This window comes from Sphingopyxis sp. 550B, assembly GCF_057401805.1.
Window position 1 is genome coordinate 2,749,231 of sequence record NZ_CM171610.1, and the last position, 20,553, is coordinate 2,769,783.

Genomic DNA, 20,553 nt, shown 5'->3' on the forward strand with positions numbered 1-20,553 from the left:
AGCGTCTTGTCCCGTTTCCGGCATATCCGTTCATGATGCGATCGCCGCCTGATGCACCAGCCCATATTCGTGACCGCTGTCGGAGACATGGAAAATCCGATAGCCGGCGGCACGCAGCCGCTCGATCTGGTCCAGCGTGCGGCTGTTGGGAATGCCGTACATGCGATGATGAAATTCGACGAGCAACTGCGCGGGCCGCAAGCTGCCTTCGATCAAATCGTCGAGCACGCCATATTCAAAGCCTTCGATGTCCATCTTCAGCACGTCGGGCTTGCCGGTCGCCAGTTCGGCGGCGATCGTCGACAGCCGCTTGATGGGCGCGCGGATCGCCAGGGCGGGATCGGATTGCGCGGCGGGCTGAGCGGAAAAGGAGACGTGGGCGTCCACTTCCGGCGCGAAGAACTCGGCTTCCCCGTCTTCGGAGCCGAGCCCGATCGGATGAAAATGAAAGGCCTCCGGCAGCGTTTGCGCCTCGATCCATTTGCGCGATCGCGGCGTCGGGTCGAACGCATGAAGGGTCGCGCCAAAGCGATCAATAGCTGCCAAGTCGAAGGATATGTCCTCCCCGACGCCGAACGAATAGATCAGCGGGTTGCGCGGCGTTTGGGCGGTCAGCAGCGGCCAGCCGCCATAATCCGTGCCCAGCACCTCATATCCAAGGTCGATCTCGGCCTTGTGCAGCGGCGGCCGCAATATCCGGCGCGCGATCTTTTTGAAAAGGTCCATCATCGCCGGGGCATTGCCCGAAGTTCCTATATACGGCAAGTCAAACAGGGCGGACCTTGAGCTTTCGTGAATTGACGCGAAGCCGCGGCTAGTCAACGTCGATCGCACTGGCCTATGGGATGTTCTCTTGAACGGTGGAATCATCGTCGGGGTGCCGATTGGAGAAATATTTTGTCTGGTAACGACTGGCTGGATCGGCCGCACAACAGCGATCTGGCGGCATTGCTGCGTACCCCGCGCACTTGGCTTGTGACCGGCGCTGCCGGCTTCATCGGATCGAATCTGGTGGAAGATTTGCTGGAGAACGGACAGGTCGTGGTGGGCCTCGACAATTTCGTGACGGGCCATAGGCGAAATCTTGAAGAAGTCGAACGCGCGGTCGGCGCGGATGCCTGGTCGCGCTTCCGGCTGATCGAAGGCGATATACGTGACGGGGATGCCTGCGACCGGGCGGTCTTGGGCGTTGATATCGTATTGCACCAGGCCGCGCTCGGTTCGGTGCCCCGTTCGCTGGGCGATCCGTTGACGTCGCATGAGGTGAACGTAACCGGTTTTCTCCGCATGCTCGATGCGGCGCGCCGAGCGGGCGTGGGACGATTTGTTTATGCCGCTTCGAGTTCGACCTATGGTGACGAGCCGAATCTGCCGAAGCGGGAGGACCGGATCGGCCAGCCGCTTTCGCCCTATGCCGCGACGAAGCTGATGGATGAAATCTATGCCGACGTGTATTCCCGAAGCTATGGCTTCGCGGCGTTTGGATTGCGCTATTTCAATGTTTTCGGGCCACGGCAGGACCCCGATGGCGCTTATGCTGCGGTGATACCCAAATGGGTCGCCGCGATGATCGGCGGCGCCGTGGTGGAAGTAAACGGCGATGGGACGACCAGTCGCGATTTTTCCTATATCGATAACGTCGTGCAGGCAAATCTCAGGGCTGCGCTCCTCCTCGACCGCGATACGAGCGCCGTCTATAATGTTGCGGTCGGTGAACGCGTCTCCCTCAACGAGCTGTTCGGCCTGCTGCGCGACGGTCTGCGGGATCGCGGTATCGATTATAAGTTGGAGCCGCAGTATAGGGATTTTCGCGCGGGCGACGTGCTGCATTCGCAGGCGGACATCGCAAAGGCGGCGCGCGAGCTGGGTTATGCACCGACTCACAGGGCGGCCGAGGGACTAGCGGATGCGCTGGCCTGGTATATCGATTTCTTTAAGGCGAGCCGGGCCGAATGACGCTCTGAGCGCCGCGCGTCAAAGCGACCAGTAGTGAATGTCGCCGCGCACCTGCGCGGGGGCAATCGCGCTGCGCAGGTCGCAGAGCAGGCCGTTTTTACGGATCACCGAATGGGCGAACGGAATAAGCTCATCGGCAAAATCCCTGTGCGGTACTGCGACGATCAGCGCGGACAAATCTTTCCATTGGCGATGATCGCTAAGCTCGATGCCATATTCGTGCATGGTCTGTTGAGGGTCCGCCATCGGGTCGCTGACGAACGGCGTGATGCCGTATCGCTTCAGTTCGCTATACAGGTCCGCAACCTTGGAATTACGAATGTCGGGAACATTTTCCTTGAAGGTGATGCCCAGGATGCCGACTTGGTGCGGTCCGTCGCCGGTTCGCGTTTCCGCAAGCATCTGCGCGACCCGCGATGCTGTATAGGCCGCCATGCTGTCGTTTATACGGCGGCCCGCAAGGATCATCTGCGGGTGATAGCCCAGCTGCTCTGCTTTCGATGTCAGATAATAGGGATCGACTCCGATGCAGTGTCCGCCGACAAGCCCAGGCGTGAAAGGCAGGAAGTTCCACTTCGTGCCCGCCGCGCGCAGGACGTCGTGCGTCCGAATGCCAAGGCGATCGCAAATCTGGGACATCTCGTTCATCAAGGCGATGTTGATGTCTCGCTGCGTGTTTTCCAGCACCTTCGCCGCTTCCGCGACCTTGATCGATTCGGCGCGATGAACACCTGCCTTTATGATTTGACCATATGCTTCGGCGATGATGTCGAGCGATTCCGCGTCTTCGCCGGCGACGATCTTGACGACCTCCTCCAGCGGATGTTCGCGATCGCCGGGATTGATCCGTTCGGGGCTATAGCCGATCTTGAAGTCGTGCCCGGCCTTCAAACCCGATGCCTGTGTGAGGGCAGGAAGGCAAATTTCCTCTGTCGCACCGGGATAGACCGTCGATTCAAAGACGACGATGCTGCCCCGTTGCATCACTGAACCGACGAGTCGCGAAGCCGCTTCGAGCATACGGAAATCGGGGCGCCGCTGGTCATCGACGGGCGTCGGCACCGACACGACGAAGAAACTGCATCGTGCAAGTTCAGCGGAATCGGCGGTGATATGAAGCGACGATTGTTGAAGTTCCTCGCCCGTGATCTCTCCGGTCCAGTCTTCACCGCGCCGGAGCCATTCTACTCGAGTCTGATCGATGTCGAAGCCGACGACATCATAAACGCGAGCAAACGCGACCGCGATGGGCAAGCCGACATATCCCAAGCCGACCACGCCGATCGTGATATCCTGCATAAATTCCTCAATCTCCAAATCGCTCCGGCCGGGCGCGCGCGGAACATGGGCGTCCTGCGCCATTAACTGGGGTCGGCAATGATTGCATGCGGTAATTTTCTCGCGCGCGGAAAAAACGCGCCAGGCCATGCAGGTTGAGGCGTCGAAGCTTGCTAGCGCGGCGGACGGTCGGGACGACGCACGCGGGAGCGAATGTCTGCGCATACCCTTTTCTTTTTCTCGCTCGCCACTATGGGGAGCGGTTCACTCCAAGAAAAAAAGGCGTTTTCGTGAAATCCACGCTTTGTCGATCCTGCGGTTCGGACCGGTTGACGCTGATCCATGACTTCGGCCTCCAGCCGCTTGCGGGGAATTTCCCGGCCGTGCCGAACAGCCAGTCAACCGCGGATCGCTATCCCCTCGACCTGACGCAATGCCGTGTCTGCACCTTGCTGCAAGTGACCAACCTGCCGCCCATCGAGGCCGTGTTTCACGACGACTATCGCTATGCGTCATCGACGGTGCCCGATCTGGTCCGGCATTTCGTCGGCTATGCCGACTTTCTTGCGCGGCGCTTGCAGAGCGGGGCGCGGATTCTCGAATTCGGCAGCAATGACGGGGTTCTGCTGGCGCAACTCCACGCGCTCGGTTTTCCGGCGATCGGGATCGATGCGTCGGACAATGTGGCGGAAATGGCCCGGCAAAAGGGACTCGACGTTCGCACGGGCTTCATGACCATCGATCTGCTGGAGCGGGAGGGGCTGGCGGGGCAGTTCGACCTCGTGACCTGTTCCAACGTCTTTGCCCATATCGACGAGATTGCCGCGACCGCGGCGGCTGTTCGCGCCGCGCTCAAGCCCGGCGGCCTGTTCGCGATCGAGGTTCACGACGGCGAATTGCTGACGCGAGAGGCGCAGTTCGACACAGTCTATCATGAACATCTGACCTATTTTACGGAAGCCAGTCTGCGGCATTTCCTTGAGCATCATGGCTTTGAGTTCGTTTCGTGCGACCGCACGCCGATGCACGGCGGGGGCCTTCGGTTCGTCGCGCGCCTGTCGAATGCCGCCTCCGCCTATGTCGCGCCTTCCGAGGGGCTGGTGTCGAGCGATGCGTTCGGCGCGATGATCGCGCGGTGCGGCGCCGACATCCGCAGGCTTGCCGAGGCGCACGGCCCGGTTCACGGCTATGGCGCGGCGGGACGATCACAGATGTTCATCAACATGACCGGCACGGCCGACTGTTTCGATCGCGTGTTCGACGACAGCCCGCTCCGGCGCGGGCGTTATATCGTCGGAACCGACGTTCCGATCGTCCCCTTCACGCAGCAGGACCGGGGAGGGGCCTGCGCGATACTGGCCTGGAACTATGCGGAATCGATTTCCAGGCACATACATGATCATTTCGACGTCATCGCGACCATCCTCCCGGCCTATCGCCAATGGTAGATGGCCGGACCGGCAAGCCCATGTGAGCCCGTACCCATGCGCGTGATGGTTTTTGGCGCGGCCGGGATGCTCGGACACATGCTGCTCCGGGTACTCGCGCTCGACCCGCGATATGAGGTCTTCGGTACGATCAGGGGGGCTGTGGATCGCTATCCGCAGCTTGCCGCGTATCGCGCACGGATTTTCGATCATGTCGATGTCGCGGACCAGTCCCATGTAGGCCGTCTCGTCGAACGGGTTGCCCCCGATGCGGTCATCAATGCCGTCGCGGTGCGCGCGGCCGGGGCCGGGTCTGCGTCAACGGCGGACTTCGTTCATGCGAACGCCTTGTGGCCGCACCAGATCGCTGCCGTCACCGAAGGGCTCGGCATTCGCCTTTGCCATATCAGTTCGGACGGCGTTTTTTCGGGGCAGAAGGGGCAGTATAGCGAAGACGATCAACCCGACCCCTGCGATCTCTATAGCGCGGCCAAATTCGTCGGCGAACCGGCGGGGAAGAATGTTCTCACGCTTCGTACTTCGATCATCGGTCCCGAATTGAACGGCAGCAGCGGGTTGCTGTCGTGGCTGCTTGGACAGAGTGGGCCGATCAAAGGCTATAGCCGCTGGCTCTATTCGGGTTTCACGACGCTCGAACTGGCGCATATCTTTCGCGATCACATTCTTTGCCGGGACGGTCTGGACGGGATCTATCATATCGCGGCGGACTCGATCAGCAAGTTCGAGCTGCTGAAACTGATGGCGGACATATATGATCACAGGATCGATATCGTCGAGGATAGCGGAATCGTGAAAGACCGGACGCTCAACGCCGACCGCTTCGGCAAGGCCACCGGCTATCATCCTCCGAGTTGGCCCGAAATGATTTCCGCGCTTCGGCATTTCGGATGACGGCGCTGCCGCCTTTGCCGCTCGGCCTGAGAGCCTTGTAATATGCTGTATCGCAACATCATCGCCAACTATGCGGGCCGTGCCTGGCTGATGGCGTCCGTCTATTTGTTCGTGCCGATCTATATTTCGATCCTCGGTTCCGAATCCTATGCATTGATCGCGTTTTACACCATCTTATTGACCTTCGCGTCGTTGGCGGACGTGGGGTTGTCGAGCACCTTTTCGCGGCAGGCGGCGTCCACGCGGGACAGGCGCGCGCTTGTCGACATGTTTTCGACCATGGAAATGATCCTGTTGACCACCACGGTTTCGATTGCGGTCGTCATTTTCTTCCTGTCGCCCTTTATCGCCAGCAGATGGCTGAACGATATCCATGTCATCGACCGTGAATCCGTCCAGACATGTCTGCGCCTGATGGCGGCCACCATCCCTCCCCAGATCATGATGACATTCTATTCCGCCGGAACGATCGGATTGCAGCGCCAGGTTTCGAACAATCTCGTCCAGTCCATCTATATATTGATACGGTCCGGGTTCGTTATTCCCATCCTGTTTCTCTATAGGGACCCGATTTTATTCTTCGGCTGGCAGCTCGGGACGACGATCATCTTCTCGATGATTTTCCGGGGATTGTTTTTCAGGGCCATTGGCCATTCGCCTTTTACGATGGGCAGATATGATTTTGTCTCGATACGCCCGGCGCTGTCGTTCGCCGGCAGCATGATGCTGATTTCGATCATCTCCACCGTCAACACGCAGATCGACAAGCTGGTGGTCAGCGGTTTGTTTTCCGTGTCCGATTTCGGCTATTATGCGGCGGCGAGTACATTGTCGCAATTGCCCGTGGCCCTGGCGATGCCCATTGCGGTCGCCTTTTATCCGCGGTTGACCGAATTGCTGGCCAAGCGAGAGTTGGCGCCGGCGCGGCAGCTCTATAATTATTTTTCCGCGCTGACGTCCGTCACCGTCGCTGTGCTGGCAGGCGGATTGATGGTGCTGGCGCCGGAGATCCTCGCGCTGTGGATGCCCGGGCAACCTTTGCCCCCGGCGATGCCCGATGTGGTCCGGCTGCTGGCTTTGGGCAGCCTGTTCTATGGATTGCAGATCGTACCCTATTATCTGAGCCTCGCGCGCGGGGAATCACGGATCATTCTGGGTCTGGCCGTCACGGCGATGCTGTTGACCGCGCCGTTCAGCTATATCTGCGTGCGCTATCTGGGAGTGATGGGGGCGCCGCTGCCTTGGATCGTGCTGAACCTTGCGAACTTTGCGACGATCGCCTTCGTGGTCAATCGCCGCGCCTGGGCCGAGGGACGAATGCAATGGTTCGTGCAGTGCATTGCATTACCCGCGGCACTCGGCCTGGCACCGGTTGTACTGGGAGGATTCCTCGCAAAGACATTGTCGCTCAATCCCATTTTTTCTGTGGCGCTGGCGGGCGTGATGGGCGCTTGTGCTCTGGTGGCCTTCTTTCGCCTCGTGCTGCCCGTGGTGGCGCGGGGCCGCCTTGCTTCGGCACCATAGCTCCTCTACACGCGCGCCATTCCCATGGGCTGTAGATCGTTTCATGTCAGACACTTCCAACGACATTCCCCTGTTGTCCATCGTCGTGCCGACACGAAACAGACAGGATTGCGCGCTCAGCCTTGCCCGCAGCCTTCATGCCTCCACCGAATCGTCATTTGAGCTGGTGCTTCACGACAATTCCGACGATGACAGCCTGGGCAGGGCGATTGCCGATCTGGGTGACGCCCGGCTCCGCTACATTCATTCGTCCGAAAAGCTGAACATGCACGAAAATTTCAGCCGCGCGATCGCGAATGCGCGCGGCGCCTATCTGTGCGGATTGGGGGACGACGACGGTATCCTTGTGGAGCCCGCGCTCCGCATCGTCGAGCAAGCACAGGTAGAGGGTGTCGATGCGGTCCTGACGGCGATCCGGTCTTTTCTCTGGCCGGGGTTGCGGCATTGGCTGTGGGGCGATCTCGGCGGCAAGATATTTCCGACGCATCGCCATTTTTCGACCTCTCGCCAACTCGATCCGGTTGCGCAGGCGGTGGATGTCTTTTCCGATGCGACGGTCAACGGCCTGCGCCGGTTGCCCAGATTATATCATGGCATCGTCAGCCGTGCGGCGCTCGATCGCCTGCGCGAACGCAGCGGCAGCTATTTTCCGGGCGGCAGTCCCGACATGGCAAACGCCATGGGACTTGCCTATTGCACCAACGCTCTGACCTACGACCCGCGGGCAGCCGTGATTTCCGGCCATTCGCGCAAGAGCGGCGGCGGCACGGGCGCCGCCGGACAGCATCATGGCAGGATCGAGGATCAGCCGCATCTGCCGCCGGGTATCCTCGATCGCTGGCCGGCGGAAATCCCGCGATACTGGTCCGGCCACACCATCTATGCCCAATCGGCGATCGCCGCTGCGGAGGATGTGGCCGCCGGCCCCTTGCCGCCGTTCGCATTCCACAGGCTTTACGCGGCCTGTTTCATCTTCGACCGGAAGGAATATCGCGGGGATGTCATCGCCGCGATGCGCGGCAATCCGGCGTTCGGTCCGGCTCTTGTCGCGCGCACTGCGGTATCGGCAGCGGCGATGTTCGCGATCCGCGTCCGCGCTTTCGTCGGCAGCATATGGCGCTATCGGATCGCCAGGTCGGGGCAGCGCGCATTTTCCGATATGGAAGATTTCATATCCGATCTTTCCGCCCGACGGGACTGGTGATCTGCCGTTCAACGCTCGCTGCTTTCGCAGGCTTTCCGCACGGTTGCACAAGTCCTGCCGGGAATTTATACGAACCGCGCATCTTCGCGCCGAATGATGCCTTGGGAATGAAGATACATTGTCGGCCATCGTGAATTCCAATCCGCGTCCTCGCGTCATTTTCTGTCAGCCCGCCTTGCCTGCCTATCGGATCGATTTTTTCGATCGGTTGGCGAAGCGGCTGGGGCCGCGCTTTAGCCTGCATTATTCACCAACGGACATGGGAGCCCTTACGCAGAGCCGGGAACCGTTTGATTGGGAGCGGCCGGTGGGCCTTATGCAGCCGTTGATTCCCGGTGTCATCGAATGGCAGCCGGGCGTGATGCGGATTCCCATGGAGCGCGACGATACGTTGATCGTCTGCGGCGGCCCCCGGACGGTATCGACGATCGCGATGTTGATCAAGGCGCGCCTGGGCGGAATCAAGACCATCTGGTTCGGCCATTACTGGAGCAGCACGTCGAAGCCCCATCGTTTCTGGCTGCGCATGATGCTGATGAAGCTCGTGCATGGCGTTCTGTTCTATACGGATCAGGAAATCGACGAATATCGCGCGGGTTTCGGGCGCAACGATCGCCGCCCGATCAGCGCCGTCAACAACGGCATTAATGTCGATCCGATCATTGCGGTGCGCCAATCCTATAGTGCCCAGGACCGGCCGCGCGACATGCTGCTGATCGGCAGGCTGCAAGAGAAATGCCAGGCCGAACTCGCGATCGAGGCGCTGACCGACCCAAGGCTGGCGGGGGTTCGGCTGCATATTATCGGAGATGGTCCCGCTCGCGCCGGACTGGAAGCGCTGGCGGACGAACTTGAAGTGTCCGATGCGATCGTCTGGCATGGAGGGACATCGGACGAAACCGTTATTGCCAAGGTGGCGAATCAGTGTCGCGTCTTCGTGTTTCCGGGTGCGGTCGGACTGAGTTTGATCCACGCAATGGCTTACGGGTTGCCGGCCGTCATCAACGATGATCGGTGGGGCAACGGGCCGGAAATCACCGCCTTCGGCGCCGATGCCACCGGCGTTGCCTTTGCAAAGGACGATGGAACCGATCTGGCTGACAAGATCGCGCTGATAATCGATGATGTTCAGGCCTTGGACAGTTGGTCGAAGGAGGCCGTGCGCCGCGCCGATCAGCTTTACAACACGCGCGGAATGACGGATCGCGTTATCGCATTGATGGATCAGTTGGGCGACAGCCAATGAGCCACATTAAGCGCGTGTCCAGATTTATCTTTTTCCTCCAGGCTTTTGCGCTGGCGGCAGTCGTCGCGGGCTTTCCGCTCGCCGCGGCGTTTTCGCAAACGATCGAAGTATCGAGCACGCCCTTTTCGATTGGCATACGCGGGCTCTCCGCGCTGGCTTGCGCCATGCTGCTGGTCATTTCCGTTCCCTGGACTCGCGGCCGGATCAGATGGTGGCTGGTTGCGACCTTGGTAGGTTTCTGGATTTTGTATCTGTTGCGGATGACCAACGACACGACGAAGGCATCCTATACCCTGATGGCCGAGCCTTCCAACTATTGGCTATGGGCCATCGGCGGATCGCTCGTGCCGCTGCTCGGGCTCGCGCGCGCGCGCTTCGATGCATTCGACGCGAATGGATATTTCAATTGGTGCTTCGCCTTCGTGATATCGGCGTCCTTTCTGGTCCTGCCCAACATGTCGACGATGGTGGAGACGGACTATGGCGGGTATGAGGGAGGGCGCGCCGCGTTGACGGCGCTCAACCCCATTTCGCTTGGACATCTTGGTGTCCAGCTCGTTCTGCTCTGCACATGGGGCCTTTTCCTTCGGGCCGGAGAGAAGAGCCGCTATATGAAGCTCCTCTTCGTGATTGGCGGGCTTTTGGGTGCCTATCTTGCGCTTGCCGCCAATTCGCGCGGACCGCTGGTCAGCCTTGTCGTCGCCCTGATGTTGGCTGCCATCGCGTCCAACCTGCGCAGCAAATATTGGTTGATCGGTTTGATGACGCTTGTCGCCGCTGCTTTCGTTCCAATTGTCGCGCTGGTAGATAAAGTGGCTGGAACTCAGGTTTACGATCGGTTGTTGGGCCAATCGCAGTTTGATGAGGTTAATACGCTGAGCCGCCTCGATCTCTATGCGTCCGCTTGGGCTCAGTTCGCGAAGTTCCCGTTGACTGGTTATGGGCTCGAAGATCCGGTTTTTGGCGGTTATCCGCATAATCTTGTCATCGAAGCATTTATGGCAACCGGGATATTCGGGGGCCTGATGATGCTGGCCATCATCATATTGACGCTGACTCTCGCCTATCGGGTAATGCGCGATATCCCTAATTTTGGCTGGCTCGCGTTGCTCGTCGTGCAGCAGGTCATCGCGGCACAGTTTTCGGGATCGATCAATCAGGCGACAATCCTTTGGGGCGTGCTCGGCGCATTGGTATCGACGTCTGCATTGGGTATCACGGCGGGGAGCAAGCTCACGCCCGCACCGCGCACCGACGAAAGCAGCCCGCACGCTGCGGGCGCTCAAACGGCGGACGCACTTGGTTAACGAATTGTGGGCCTGCCAATCAGGCGGGGATGCTCTGCAGAACGCTCCGGATATTTTCGCATTGAGCCGCGACATCGGCGTCATCCATCGTGGGATGAGTCAGGAACGTCAGGCTGGTCTCCCCCAGTCTCCGCGCGACAGGCAACGGCTGAGCAGGGCGCCATCCCGTGCCGTCGAAGGCTTTTTCGAGATAGACCTCGGAACAGGAGCCTTGCATCACCGAAACGCCGCGCCCGGACATTTCCGCGATGATGCGATCGCGCGACCAGCCTGTAGGCAGGGCTTCCGGCCGGACATAGGCACAGAAGCGGTAATAGGCGTGCCGGAAACCGGAGGGCGGCGCGGGCGCGCGCACGATATCGGAAAACTCGGCAAGCGCGTCACGGAACCGGTCGGCGATTTCCGTGCGCCGCTGCGTCCAGCCCGCCATCCGGCGAAGCTGAATGCGCCCGATCACCGCCTGCATTTCCAACATGCGCCAGTTGGTGCCGAAGCTTTCGTGCAGCCAGCGGAATCCCGGCGGATGCTCGCGCTCATAGACGGCGTCCCAGCTCTTGCCGTGATCCTTGAACGCCCACATGGCGGACCAGAGATTCTCGTCATCGGTGGTCACCATCCCGCCTTCGCCGCCAGTGGTCATGATCTTGTCCTGGCAGAAGGACCAAGCGCCCACATGGCCGATCGAGCCGACGGAGCGCGAGCCAATCGCGGCGCCGTGCGCCTGGGCGCAGTCCTCGATGACCTTGATCCCCTGTGCGTTCGCAATCTCCATGATGGCGTCCATGTCGCAGGGCCAGCCGGCGAGGTGCACCGGGATGATCGCGCGAGTCCGGCTGGTGAGGGCGGGGGCGATCGTGGCGGGCGCGATATTCCCGCTGTCCTCGTCGACGTCGACGAATACCGGCGTCGCGCCCGCGTTCACGACGCAGGATACCGACGCGATGAACGTGCGCGGCGTGACGATCACTTCGTCCCCCGGACCGATCCCGAGCGCCTTCAGCGCGACATCGAGCGCCAATGTGCCGTTGGCGAGCGCGATCGCCTTGTTCGACCCGGTCCAGGATGCGAACTCCCGCTCGAACGCGCGGCCTTCTGTTCCGGTCCAGTAGTTCACCTTGCCCGATGCCAGCGCGGCCGTCACGGCCGCGATTTCCTCGTCGTCATAGCTTGGCCACTTGGCATTGCTCATCGTTCTTGCTCCGCGCGATCCTGATCCGCGTCACTGCGGTCGCGGCCTGAAATCAGCCGCAGCGTTTGTTCGACCGCGCGGCCCATGCTGAAATGATCCTCATAATAGACGCGCGCGCGCTGTCCCATGCTCCGTCGCTCCTCCGGGCTCATGTCGGCCAGTGTCCGCAGTCCTTCGGCCATGGCCGCGACATCGCCGGGCGCGCAGACGATGGCGGCGCCTGAGCGCCGAAGAATGTCGGCGGCCTCGCCGCTCAGCCCGGCGATGATCGGCTTTCCGCACGCGAGATAATGTTGGGTCTTCGACGGAATGGTGATCTGATAGAGCGGATCGTCCTTCAGGTGGACGGCGAGGATATCCGCCGCGTCGAAAATCCGGTCCATCCGGTCGCGCGAGACCGGGGGATGGAGGTGCAGGCCGCCGTCGGCGCGCTCCGCCGCGCGGCGCGCCAGCCGGTCGCGTTCGATCCCGTCGCCGAACAGGTGAAGCCGCAGCGCGGGCGTGTCGCGGCGGGCGATGTCGAAGGCATCGACCAGCCTGTCCAATGCCTGTGCCTGGCCGAGATTACCGCCATAGACGATGTTGATATGGTCCGCGAACATGTCCGGCGCCTCGGCCGGGCCGGGCTCATAGGTCGCCCAATTGTAGATGCGGTTCAGCTTCGCCTCGGGAACGCCCCGTTCGATCAGGCGCCGACGCATTCCGTCGGACTGCGGAACGACAATGTCGGCGGCGCGATAGACGAACCGGCACAGGCGCCCCAGCAATGCGATCACCCTTTGGTTCGCCATGCCGGACGCGCCGACGCTGTCGGGCCAGAGGTCCTGTATCTCGATCACCAGGCGGCGGCGCCAGATGCGCGTGAACAGGGCCGCCGCAAGGCCCGGCGTGATCGGCGGATGATAGACGTAGACCGCGTCGTACCGCCGCCCGCGAAGAAGGCCGAAGGCCAGGACCGACAAGAAGAAGCTGAGATAATTCAGCGCGCGCCCCAGCGACGATCGGTCGTGCGACGGATAGAGGAACAGCCGGTGGACAGAGATGCCGTCCATATCATCCCGCCGATAGGGACGCAGCGAAAATCCAGGATAGAGCGTGCCGCCGGGATAGTTGGGAAAGCCTGTCGCCACTTCGACGTCATGCCCCGCCGCCGCGAGGGCCTTGGCGAAGTCGAGGCCCTTGAACGCGGGCTCCGGGTCGAACCATTGCGTGATGTACAGAATGCGCATGGGAGTGAAAAACTGCCTAGTGGTTCACGCGAATCCCGTCCCACCCGTTGGACAGGCGCGCCGTGCCGAGGATCAGCTTTACCACGCGCTCGGACGTATTCGTGATCTGGTAATCCTCCGGCACGATGGCCGGTGTTCCGGCCGCGATCCGGGCGGCGTGAAAGGCGATCGCCGCCTCGACGCCCGAGACTATCGCGTCGCCGTTCATGCCGGTGAGGATGATGTTGCCCGTGTCGATCGCCTCGGGCCGTTCGATGGCGTCGCGCGGCGTGATGGCGGGGAAGTCCAGGATGGCGCTTTCCTCGGCAATCGTGCCGCTGTCCGAAATCGCGCAGCACGCCTTCATCTGAAGATGATTGTAATCGTGAAAGCCGAAGGGCTTCATATACTGGACGCGGCTGTCGAGTGTGACGTCCTCCAGCGCTTCGAGGCGGTTGCGCGTACGCGGATGCGTCGAAACGATGACGGGCATGTCATAGGCGGCGGCCAGCCTGTTCAACGTATCGACAAGCACGGCAAGCCGTTCGCGGCTGTCGACATTTTCCTCGCGGTGCATCGACACGATGAAATAGCCGCCGGGCTGAAGCCCGAGTTCGGACAGGATGGCGGAACTTTCGATGCGCGGCCTATAATGGTCCAGCACTTCGCGCATCGGCGAGCCGGTCAGATAGACGCGGCGATGCTGCATGCCTTCGCCGAGCAGGTGACGGCGCGCATGTTCGGTATAGACGAGGTTGAAGTCGCTGATGTGATCGACCAGCCGACGATTGGTTTCTTCCGGAACATTGCGATCGAAGCAGCGGTTGCCCGCTTCCATGTGATAGATGGGGATCTTCATTCGCCGGGCCATGATCGCGGCGATGGCGCTGTTCGTGTCGCCGAGCACGAGCAGCGCGTCGGGACGATCTTCCATCAGGACCTTTTCGGTCCCGATCAGGATTCCGCCGAGAACGGCGCCCAGGCTGGAGGTGTCGATGCCGAGGAAATGATCGGGCTTGCGGACGTCCAAATCGGCGAAGAAGAGTTCGTTGAGCTCATAGTCCCAGTTCTGACCCGTATGAACGATGCGATGGTCGGTATAGGCGTCGAGCATCGCCATCACGCGCGATAGGCGGATAATCTCCGGCCGCGTGCCCAATATGGTCATCACCTTCAATTTGCTCATGCTGCATTCTCTATCACGGGATCGGAATATGTGTCGGGATTGGCGGGGTCGAAAAGGCGGTGCGCCCAAAAGAAGGTTACGACCTCTCGATCGCCGGTATTTTCGATGTGATGCGTGTGCAGCGGGGGCATGTCGATGGCGACCGGCTTTTCTCCCGACACGTCGAAGCTGTGTATCGTGTCGGTCAGCACCTTGCGAATACGGATCGTCGCCTTGCCGGAAACGACGACGAAGCGCTCGATCAGATCGGTATGGAAATGGTCGCCGCGACGCTGGCCGGGCAGGGTGGTGGACAGGAACGTCTGCGATTCCGCTTTCGACTTGGCCGATTCGAATAGCCCGCCGCGGGCATCGCTGTTGAGTGCGAGGCGTATCGGGTAATGGCGGGGAAATCCGCCGGTCCGATAGCTGTTGAACAGCGCGAGGTCGAAGGGATCGGTCAGGTCCGGAAATATATTGGCCTGATAGGAACGGTGAAAGCCCAGCAGTTTTTCGTAGAGCGCAAGCACCGCCATGGCGCGGCCCGTGGGCGCGCATTCTCCCGACTGTCCGGCAAGCCCCTTGGCAATCGCCAGCGTGGCGGCTTCTCCCGCATGAAGCAACGCGACTTGCCCGTCGGGATTGATCGTCGGTTGATCCCCGGACCATATCTGGTCGATCAGCGTCGCGGTGACATTGTTATAGAAGGGGCGCGCGCACTCGCCGAAAATATGCGGCAGGACGAGGTTGGTGAAGCCGTGAGCGGCTCGTTCCAATATCTCCGCCGCGCCGCGTTTCGATCGGCCATAAGGCGTGTCGAACGCGGCATGGGTGCTGTTCGCATAAACGATATGGGGGGCGGCGCCGGTTCGGGCGATGCTGTCGGCGAGCAACTGCGCAATGGCCGGATTGGCGGCTTCCACTTCGGCCTCGTCGCCGCGGTTGATGCCGGCGAAATGAAGAATGACGTCGGCCCTCGCGACGGCCTGATCACGTATCAGGTCGTCGGCGAACGCCTGCCGCGTCAGAAAAACCGGCGAATAGGGTTCCGGCTCGCCGCGGTAACGGGCCATGCAATTTGCCGCATGTATCCGGGCCGCGGCGTGCCATCCCAGCAGGCCCGCGGCGCCGGTGACCACGATCGTGGTGGCTTTCATGGCGCCCAGGATGCGAGTTCGCTTTGAACTTCGTCAAGCGTCAGGAGCAGTTCCTTGACGCCTTCCTTGTCCAGCCGCTCGGCGTTGTGCGAATGGAAATCCTCCGTCACCGGGTTCAACTCTTCGCCTTCGGTGAAATAGGCCGAATAGTTGAGGTCGCGGCTGTCGAGCTGGATGCGCCAATAGTCGCCCATATCCTCGGCCGTCGAAAGCTCCTGCGCGCTCGCCAGCGTTTCGGCCAGCTTTTCCGCGTGGCGCCATCCGATCACCTGTACCGGATGGTCAGGGACGCCGAAAAGATCCTTGAGCGCGGCGACCAGGTCGGCGATCGTCGCCGCCGGCGCCTTGCGGACGAACAGATCGCCCTGCCGCGCATTCGCAAAGGCGAAGCGGACAAGCGCGACGCTGTCGCGCAGCGGCATGAGGAAGCGGGTCATTTCGGGTTCGGTCACGGTGATCGGACGCCCGGCCTTGATCTGGGCGATGAATAGCGGAATGACTGAGCCGCGCGAATACATGACATTGCCGTATCGAACGCAACTGATCGTCGTGTCCGCCCCGACCCCGACTTCGCGCGCGGCCGCATGGGCCAGCTTTTCCATCATTGCCTTGGATATCCCCATGGCGTTGATCGGGTGAACGGCCTTGTCGGTCGACAGGCAAACGAGGCTTTCGACCTTGTGCTCGATGGCCGACCGAATGACATTTTCGGACCCGAGAATATTCGTCCGCACGGCCTCCAGCGGGAAGAACTCACATGAAGGCACTTGTTTCAAGGCGGCGGCATGAAAGATCGCGCCGGTGCCGCTGACGGCGCGGTCGACGCTGGAACGATCCCGGATATCGCCGATGAAGAAGCGGACGCGCGCATCCCGCAACTCGTTGCGAAGCGCATCCTGCTTTTCTTCGTCCCGGCTGAGTACGCGGATTTCGCGGTCGCTCGTATGCAGCAGTTCACGCAGGATGGTCTTGCCGAACGAGCCGGTGCCGCCGGTAATCAAGATCGGGCTTTCGGTCCGGGACACGAGTGGGGGCTCCTTTTCGGCGCGCAAGGTCGATGAAACGACGCTGTGAATGAGGCCCTTTAACGCGACCGCAAAAACTGGCTACCCCCAATTTGGGCTTTCGCTTGCATAAACCGCTGCAGAGAGGGCTGATAATTTGCTGATATTCGGATCTCTAGCTCTGCGTGGAACTCCGAAGGGCATCATGTTAGATGTGCTGATACTGATAGCGGCGAAACCATTCGACGAATGCGGGTATGCCCACGCTGATTGGCGTTTTCGGCACATAGCCGAGTTCGCTCGCAATCGCGTCGATATCGGCGTAGGTCGCGTAGACGTCGCCGTCCTGCATCGGCAACAGGTTAAGCTGTGCTTTACGACCGCAGGCTTCCTCCACCGTCCTTATGAGATCCATCAGCGGCTCTGGCCGGTTGTTGCCGATGTTGTAGATGCGATGCGGCGTCATGAAGCCGCCCGCTTTTTCACGTCCGTCATCGACCGGCGGGTGATCGAGGCTGCGGATCACGCCATCGCCGATATCGTCTATATAGGTGAAGTCGCGGCGCATATCGCCGTTATTATAGACGTCGATCGGCTTGCCCGTGAGGATGTTGGCGGTGAATTTCCACAATGCCATATCAGGTCGGCCCCACGGGCCGTAGACGGTGAAAAAGCGCAGCCCCGTTTGCGGGATGCGGAATAGATGAGCATAGGTCTCGCTCATCAATTCGTCAGCGCGTTTTGTTGCGGCATAGAGCGAGATCGGATGATCGACGCGGTCCTCGACGCGAAACGGCATCGTCTTGTTTGCGCCATAGACCGACGAGGAGGACGCATAAACAAGGTGCCGCACGCCGCGGTGGCGCGCGATTTCCAATATGTTGACATGGCCCGCGAGGTTCGAGCGGACATAGGCGGCAGGATTGTCGAGCGAGTAGCGTACGCCCGCTTGCGCCGCGAGATGGATGATGCGATCAAATTCCGCACCGGCGAACGCCGCCGCCAAGGCCGCCTCGTCGCCGATATCGGCACGGTGGACGGTGAGTCTACCCCCGCCGAGGCGTTCGAGTTCGGCAATGCGAGCCTCCTTCAGCGCGACGGAATAATAATCGTTGAAATTGTCGATACCGATTACCGTTTCGCCGCGTTCGAGCAGTCGCGCGGCGGTTTGCATCCCGATGAAACCGGCGATGCCGGTGACGAGTACGGTCATGGGGTCAGCACTCCTGTTCAGTGGCGGAGGAATAGCCTTGCGGATTATCCGCCTGCCAGCGCCACGAGGAGGCGCACATCGCATCGATGTCGAACGCCGCGCGCCAGTGCAGCAGCCGTTCGGCTTTTCCCGTCGCGGCATAGCTGCTCGCGACGTCGCCTTGCCGGCGCGGCGCGATCGTGACCGGGATCGGGCGCTCGCAGGCGCGTTCGTAGGCGGCGACCAGTTCCTTGACGGTAATGCCGCCGCCGGTGCCGACGTTGACCGCTTCGCAGCCCTGCGCGCGCGCCGAATATTCGATCGCCGAGACGTGCGCTGCCGCCAGATCGACGACGTGAATATAGTCGCGTTCGCCGGTGCCGTCGCGCGTGTCGTAGTCGTCGCCGAAGATCGATAATTTCTCACGCCGCCCGACCGCGACCTGCGCGACGAAGGGCATCAGATTGTTGGGAATGCCCTGTGGATCTTCGCCGATGCGGCCCGATTCATGCGCGCCCACCGGGTTGAAATAGCGCAGCAGCACCGCCGACGATCCCGGCGTGGCGGCGGTCCAGTCGCGGATCACCTCCTCGACCATCGCCTTGGTGCGGCCATAGGGGTTGGTCGGCGCGATCGGATGATCCTCGTCGAAAGGCAGATAATGCGGTTCGCCATAGACGGTGGCGGAAGAGGAGAAGACGATGCGGCGGCATCCGGCGGCGTCCATCGCCGCGAGCAGGTTCATCGATCCGGTGACGTTGGTCTGATAATAGCGCAGCGGAATATCGTTCGATTCCCCGACCGCTTTCAGCCCGGCGAAATGGATCACCGCGTCGGGGGCGAAGCCGGTGACGGCCTGGGTCAGGGCGTCGGCGTTGCAGATGTCGGCCTCGATCGCGGTCAGGTCGCGGTTGGTGAGTTGGCGCACGCGGGCGAGCGCGACGGGCGAGCTGTTGCAATAATTGTCGAAGACGCAGACCTCGTGCCCCGCGGCAAGAAGCGCCACCAGCGTATGGCTGCCGATATAGCCCGCTCCGCCGGTAACGAAGATTTTCATGCCCGCTCCTGTGCCGCTATGCCGACGCAAGATCAATCGGCTTTCCACGCAGGCTCTTTGCCACGCTTTGGAAAACAGGGGGTTAACCTGACGCGCGCGGTTGGCGCAGCCGATGCTTGCAATCGCCGCCGCGCGGCTCGACATTGGCGGCATGAATATCGCCTTCGACAACAGCTTTCACGATGCGATGGCGGGCTTTTACGCGCCCGCCGAGGCGGCGATGCCCGCGGCGCCCAAGCTGCTCGCGTTCAATCATGCACTGGCGGCGCGGCTCGGTATCGACACACAGGGCGCGACCGACGAGGATCTCGCGCGCCGGTTTTCGGGCGCGGCGCTTCCCGAGGGCGCGGCCCCGCTCGCGTTTGCCTATGCCGGGCACCAGTTCGGCCATTTCTCGCCGCAGCTTGGCGACGGACGCGCACTGCTGCTGGGGGAGGTCGTCGCGCCCGATGGAACACGCTTCGACCTGCAATTGAAGGGGTCGGGGCCGACGCCTTTCTCGCGCAACGGCGACGGCAAGGCGGCGATCGGGCCGGTGCTGCGCGAATATCTGGTGTCGGAGGCGATGGCGGCGATGGGGGTGCCGACGACGCGCTCGCTGGCCGCGGTCGCGACAGGCGACCGGGTGCAGCGCGAGCGGGCGCACCCCGGTGCGGTGCTGACCCGCGTCGCCAGCAGCCATATCCGCGTCGGCACCTTCCAATTCTTCGCCGCGCATTACGGTGCGGATCATGTGATCCGTCTTTCGGACTACAGCATTAGACGGCATTTTCCCGACCTTGCCGATGCCGCGAACCCGCATATCGCGCTACTCGACCGGGTAATCGGACTGCAATGCGACCTTGTCGCGCACTGGCTGGGCGTCGGCTTCATCCACGGCGTGATGAATACCGATAACATCGCGATCTCGGGCGAGACGCTCGATTATGGTCCGTGCGCCTTCATGGACCGTTTCGCTGTGAACACCGTCTTCAGTTCGATCGACGTCAACGGCCGCTATGCCTATGGGCGGCAGCCGCAAATCATGCACTGGAACATGGCACGCTTCGCCGAAGCGCTGCTACCGGCGATTCATGCTGTCGACCCGGTGGATGTCGAGCAGGCGAAGGCGATCGTCGCGGCGGTTCCCGAACGCTTCCGCGAAGCATGGTTCGCACGGATGCGCGCGAAGCTGGGTTTGGTCGCTAGTAGCGAGACCGACGCCGACCTGTTCGACGGCCTGTTCGATGCGCTCGAGCGGCACTCGGTCGATTTCACGTCTTTCTTCCGGGCGCTCGCGATGCTGCTGCGCGGTGACGACGCGCCGCTGTCGGCGCTGCTTCCCCAGCGCGATGGCATGGCGTCCTGGATCGACAACTGGCGCAAGCGGATCGACCTCGCGACGGTCGATCTGATGGAGCGCGCGGCGGCGATGGATGCGGTGAACCCGCTGTATATCCCGCGCAACCACCTCGTCGAGGCGGCGCTTGAAGCGGCCGAAGCGGGCGACATGGGGCCGTGGCGGGATTTGCTGGAAGTCGTTCGTCATCCCTTCGAGAGCCGTGACGATTGGGAAGTCTATGCGCAGCCGGCGCCCGAAACCTTTGGTCCCTATACGACCTTTTGCGGAACCTGACCCGTTTCGGCTCGTTAGGGGAACAGGCCGCCAGCAACCGGGAAAGCCGTTCGACATGAAGATGCCGTATCGGGATCAGTCCCGTCGCAAAATCCGGTTGCGCCGGTTCGCG

The 20,553-nt window shown here is 61.5% G+C and carries 17 protein-coding genes; 8 read left to right on the top strand and 9 right to left on the bottom strand.

Annotated features, from left to right (window positions below):
* Positions 1-30: 30 nt before the first annotated feature.
* Positions 31-930 (bottom strand): FkbM family methyltransferase, encoded by a 900-nt coding sequence (locus tag AC2S9W_RS12920; RefSeq protein WP_486570973.1) that lies wholly within the window; start codon positions 928-930, stop codon positions 31-33.
* Positions 931-975: 45 nt separating this feature from the next.
* Between AC2S9W_RS12920 and AC2S9W_RS12925 the strand changes: the two genes are divergently transcribed.
* Positions 976-1,956: an SDR family oxidoreductase gene (locus AC2S9W_RS12925; protein ID WP_486570974.1), complete on the top strand. Its 981-nt coding sequence runs from the start codon at positions 976-978 to the stop codon at positions 1,954-1,956.
* Between the two features lie 18 nt (positions 1,957-1,974).
* On the opposite strand, the gene AC2S9W_RS12930 is transcribed toward AC2S9W_RS12925, so the two are convergent.
* Positions 1,975-3,318 (bottom strand): nucleotide sugar dehydrogenase, encoded by a 1,344-nt coding sequence (locus AC2S9W_RS12930; RefSeq protein ID WP_486570975.1) that lies wholly within the window; start codon positions 3,316-3,318, stop codon positions 1,975-1,977.
* A gap of 206 nt (positions 3,319-3,524) precedes the next feature.
* Between AC2S9W_RS12930 and AC2S9W_RS12935 the strand changes: the two genes are divergently transcribed.
* The 6 genes from AC2S9W_RS12935 to AC2S9W_RS12960 all read left to right on the top strand — a co-directional run bounded on the left by AC2S9W_RS12935 (position 3,525) and on the right by AC2S9W_RS12960 (position 10,854).
* Positions 3,525-4,682, top strand: a complete 1,158-nt coding sequence (locus tag AC2S9W_RS12935; protein WP_486570976.1) for a methyltransferase domain-containing protein — start codon at positions 3,525-3,527, stop codon at positions 4,680-4,682.
* A gap of 36 nt (positions 4,683-4,718) precedes the next feature.
* Positions 4,719-5,573 (top strand): sugar nucleotide-binding protein, encoded by an 855-nt coding sequence (locus tag AC2S9W_RS12940; protein WP_486570977.1) that lies wholly within the window; start codon positions 4,719-4,721, stop codon positions 5,571-5,573.
* Between the two features lie 42 nt (positions 5,574-5,615).
* Entirely contained in the window at positions 5,616-7,097 is a 1,482-nt protein-coding gene (locus AC2S9W_RS12945) for a lipopolysaccharide biosynthesis protein (protein WP_486570978.1), read from the top strand.
* Positions 7,098-7,140: 43 nt separating this feature from the next.
* Positions 7,141-8,301 (top strand): glycosyltransferase family 2 protein, encoded by a 1,161-nt coding sequence (locus tag AC2S9W_RS12950; protein WP_486570979.1) that lies wholly within the window; start codon positions 7,141-7,143, stop codon positions 8,299-8,301.
* A gap of 130 nt (positions 8,302-8,431) precedes the next feature.
* Positions 8,432-9,547 (top strand): glycosyltransferase, encoded by a 1,116-nt coding sequence (locus tag AC2S9W_RS12955; RefSeq protein ID WP_486570980.1) that lies wholly within the window; start codon positions 8,432-8,434, stop codon positions 9,545-9,547.
* Complete coding sequence (locus AC2S9W_RS12960) at positions 9,544-10,854, top strand: O-antigen ligase family protein (protein ID WP_486570981.1); 1,311 nt, start codon at positions 9,544-9,546, stop codon at positions 10,852-10,854. Before AC2S9W_RS12955 ends, AC2S9W_RS12960 begins: the two co-directional genes overlap by 4 nt.
* A gap of 19 nt (positions 10,855-10,873) precedes the next feature.
* Here the strand turns inward: AC2S9W_RS12960 and AC2S9W_RS12965 are convergent, their stop codons facing one another.
* From AC2S9W_RS12965 to galE, 7 genes are all read right to left on the bottom strand, one after another.
* Positions 10,874-12,043, bottom strand: a complete 1,170-nt coding sequence (locus tag AC2S9W_RS12965) for a DegT/DnrJ/EryC1/StrS family aminotransferase (protein ID WP_486570982.1) — start codon at positions 12,041-12,043, stop codon at positions 10,874-10,876.
* Positions 12,040-13,272 carry a glycosyltransferase family 4 protein gene (locus tag AC2S9W_RS12970; protein WP_486570983.1) on the bottom strand — a complete coding sequence of 411 codons (1,233 nt, stop codon included), beginning with the start codon at positions 13,270-13,272 and terminating at the stop codon, positions 12,040-12,042. Before AC2S9W_RS12970 ends, AC2S9W_RS12965 begins: the two co-directional genes overlap by 4 nt.
* 16 nt (positions 13,273-13,288) lie before the next feature.
* Positions 13,289-14,437 carry a non-hydrolyzing UDP-N-acetylglucosamine 2-epimerase gene (wecB, locus tag AC2S9W_RS12975; RefSeq protein WP_486570984.1) on the bottom strand — a complete coding sequence of 383 codons (1,149 nt, stop codon included), beginning with the start codon at positions 14,435-14,437 and terminating at the stop codon, positions 13,289-13,291.
* Positions 14,434-15,573, bottom strand: coding sequence for a polysaccharide biosynthesis C-terminal domain-containing protein (locus AC2S9W_RS12980; protein ID WP_486570985.1), 1,140 nt, complete (start codon positions 15,571-15,573; stop codon positions 14,434-14,436). The genes wecB and AC2S9W_RS12980 overlap by 4 nt, the downstream gene beginning before the upstream one ends.
* Entirely contained in the window at positions 15,570-16,598 is a 1,029-nt protein-coding gene (locus AC2S9W_RS12985; protein ID WP_486570986.1) for a polysaccharide biosynthesis protein, read from the bottom strand. The genes AC2S9W_RS12980 and AC2S9W_RS12985 overlap by 4 nt, the downstream gene beginning before the upstream one ends.
* A gap of 187 nt (positions 16,599-16,785) precedes the next feature.
* On the bottom strand, positions 16,786-17,790 hold the full coding sequence (locus AC2S9W_RS12990; protein WP_486572084.1) for an NAD-dependent epimerase/dehydratase family protein: 1,005 nt from the start codon (positions 17,788-17,790) through the stop codon (positions 16,786-16,788).
* 4 nt (positions 17,791-17,794) lie between these two features.
* Positions 17,795-18,826 (bottom strand): UDP-glucose 4-epimerase GalE, encoded by a 1,032-nt coding sequence (gene galE / locus AC2S9W_RS12995; RefSeq protein WP_486570987.1) that lies wholly within the window; start codon positions 18,824-18,826, stop codon positions 17,795-17,797.
* Between the two features lie 112 nt (positions 18,827-18,938).
* Here galE and AC2S9W_RS13000 point away from each other — a divergent pair, with 112 nt between their 5' ends.
* Positions 18,939-20,441, top strand: a complete 1,503-nt coding sequence (locus AC2S9W_RS13000) for a protein adenylyltransferase SelO (RefSeq protein ID WP_486570988.1) — start codon at positions 18,939-18,941, stop codon at positions 20,439-20,441.
* Positions 20,442-20,553 lie beyond the last annotated feature (112 nt).